This is a genomic window from Erythrobacter sp. (genome assembly GCF_023653175.1).
In the GTDB taxonomy this organism is placed as follows: Bacteria; Pseudomonadota; Alphaproteobacteria; order Sphingomonadales; family Sphingomonadaceae; genus Erythrobacter.
In genome coordinates this window covers 1-2,605 of the sequence record NZ_JAMNXL010000284.1, presented here as the reverse complement: position 1 = coordinate 2,605, position 2,605 = coordinate 1, and the positions used below count along the sequence as shown (strand labels likewise).

The following is a 2,605-nucleotide window of genomic DNA, read 5'->3' as shown; positions in this document are numbered from 1 at the left end:
GGGGGATTACCGGTTCCACGCATGAGCAAGCTCACCCTCCAGGTCCGCCACACCACCCACTACGCCTTCGGCGAGCCGGTGATCCACGCGCTCCAGCGGTTGCGGCTGACCCCCAAGGCAACGCAGGGGCAGCGGATCATCGACTGGCAGATGCGGCTGGAGAACGCCCATGCCGAGCTCCAGTATGACGACCAGCATTTCAACCACGTCACGCTGGTCGGCCTCACCCCCGGCGCGCGCGAGGTGACGGTGACCTGCGAAGGCGTGGTCGAGACCGAGGACAATGCCGGGGTGATCGGCCGCCATTCGGGGCACCTGCCCTTGTGGAGCTTCCTGCGCCAGACCCCGCTGACCCGCCCCGGCGCGCGGCTGCGCGGCTTGCTGCGCGACGTACCGGCGAGCGACACGCGAAAGCCGCTCGATTTCCTCCACGCGCTCTCCGCCCTGATCCGCGAGCGGGTCGCCTACGAGACCGGGCGCACCCATTCTGCCACCACTGCCGAGGAAGCGGTCGGCCACGGGGCGGGGGTGTGCCAGGATCACGCGCATGTCTTCATCAGCGCTGCGCGGGCGAGCGGGGTTCCGGCGCGCTATGTCTCGGGCTACCTCCTGATGGACGACCGCATCGAGCAGGAGGCCACCCACGCCTGGGCCGAGGCGCATGTCGAGGGGCTGGGCTGGGTCGGCTTCGATGTCTCGAACGGGATCTCGCCCGATCCGCGCTATGTTCGTGTCGCGACGGGGAGCGATTACCGCGATGCCGCGCCCGTCACGGGCATCAGCATCGGCGCGAGCGAGCAGGTGCTGACCGTGGGGGTGGCGGTGGAAGCGCAACCGCTCGGTCAGAGCCAGAGCCAGAGCCAGAGCCAGAGCCAGACCAACCAATAAATCGGATAGACACGCGGGGCCCCTTTGCGCAGGCGCGCGCATCGCGCTAGGGCGCGGGCAGCGGGGCAGGGGCCGGTTGCGGCCGATGAGAGGATGACGGCATGACCTATTGCGTTGGCATGGTGCTCGACAAGGGCCTCGTCCTGATGAGCGACACGCGCACCAATTCGGGCGTCGACAATATCTCGACCTTCCGCAAGCTGTTCCACTGGACGGTGCCGGGCGAGCGCATCATCGCAGTCATGACCGCCGGCAATCTCGCCACCACCCAGGCCGTGATCAGCCAGCTCGAGGAACGCACCAAGGCCCCTTCCGAGCGCGATAACTGCCTGATCAAGGGGCCGACCATGTTCCAGGTCGCCACAGAGATCGGCCGCCTGCTGCGCACCACCATCGAGGAAGCGCAGCGCGTCAACGGCGAGAGCGGGAAGGGGCGCTTCACTTCGACGATGATCGTCGCCGGGCAGATCGCCGGGATGCAGCCGCGCCTGTTCATGATCTACCCCGAGGGCAATTTCATCGAGGCGAGCTGGGACACGCCCTTCTTCCAGATCGGCGAGACCAAATACGGCCGCCCGATCCTGATCCGCGGCTACGAGAAGGACATGAGCTTCGAGGATGCGGTGAAGCTGCTGATGGTTAGCTTCGATTCGACCCTGAAAGCTAACCTGTCGGTCGGTCTGCCGCTCGATCTGCTGGTGATCGGCAAGGATGAATTCAAACCCTTGCATGAGCACCGTGTCACCGCCGAGGATAGATATTTCGACACGATTTCATCAGGTTGGGGCGATGCGCTGCGCTCGGCCTTCCATTCGCTGCCGTCCTACAGCTTCAGCGATGACACATAGGGACTGGGCCTGATCTGGCTCCGTTCCGGAGGTAAATATCTTCTGAAATTCAGATACTTGATTTGCAGGTGAGACGGTAAATCCTCCGGATCGGGGGCGCTCCTGCGTGAATCCCATAATGGGTTAGCGCAGACAGGCTCACATGACACGCAAAGCCTCCCTCCACTTCATCGACTCGTGCAGCCGCCAACGTGCCGAACTGGCGCGTGTAGGCTTCGCGCTTGGCCACCACTGCGAGGTCTATGGTGACCTCTCCGAACTCGCGGTCCACCCGCCGAGGGAGGGGATCATCATCGCCCGCGACACGCCCGAGGAAGGCGGTGTCGGAATGATCCTCGACCGGCTCGGAAGGCTGGGCATCTGGCTCCCGCTGATCGCGGTCGATGTCCAGCCGCGCCCGGGGCGCATTGTCGAGGCGATCAAGGCCGGCTCGCTCGATTATCTCGCCTTGCCCCTCGATCCCGAACGTTTCACCCGCTGTCTGCTCCGCATCGAAAAGGAAGCCGAACAGTTCGGCGCCGCCCGCCGCCGCATGATCGAGGCGCGCGACCGCATCTCCACCCTCTCGGCGCGCGAGCGCGAAGTTCTGGACTGGCTGGCCGAGGGCAGCAGCAACAAGGCCATAGCGCGCGAGCTCGACATCAGCCCGCGTACTGTCGAAATCCACCGTGCCAACATGATGACCAAGCTTGGCGCACGCCACGCCGCCGAAGCGGTGCGGCTGAAACTGGAGGCGAAACTCGAACCGAAGCTGCGCGCCTGACCGGCCCGCCCGCGACTGTCCCGGCCCTTTCCCCCCTTGAGGGCACCAGCCGCAAACAGCCTGACGTTTACGAGACTTCGTCTTCTTGGCGGCCCCCTTTGCCGGT

Annotated in this window: 3 protein-coding genes; all 3 read left to right on the top strand. The window is 65.3% G+C overall.

Features of this window, described 5'->3' with window-relative positions:
* The coding region (locus NBV68_RS18940; protein WP_366068711.1) for a transglutaminase family protein at window positions 1–888 on the top strand (888 nt) is incomplete at its 5' end.
* Window positions 889–989: 101 nt separating this feature from the next.
* Window positions 990–1,736 carry a peptidase gene (locus NBV68_RS18935; protein WP_296313035.1) on the top strand — a complete coding sequence of 249 codons (747 nt, stop codon included), beginning with the start codon at window positions 990–992 and terminating at the stop codon, window positions 1,734–1,736.
* A gap of 142 nt (window positions 1,737–1,878) precedes the next feature.
* A complete protein-coding gene (locus NBV68_RS18930) occupies window positions 1,879–2,499 on the top strand; it encodes a LuxR C-terminal-related transcriptional regulator (protein WP_296313032.1) in 621 nt (206 codons plus the stop codon).
* Window positions 2,500–2,605: the final 106 nt, after the last annotated feature.

What these genes read in the sequence shown, in the direction of transcription:
- NBV68_RS18930 (WP_296313032.1), top strand. Translation starts at nt 1,879, where the DNA reads ATGACACGCAAAGCCTCCCTCCACTTCATCGACTCGTGCAGCCGCCAA.
- NBV68_RS18935 (WP_296313035.1), top strand. Translation starts at nt 990, where the DNA reads ATGACCTATTGCGTTGGCATGGTGCTCGACAAGGGCCTCGTCCTGATG.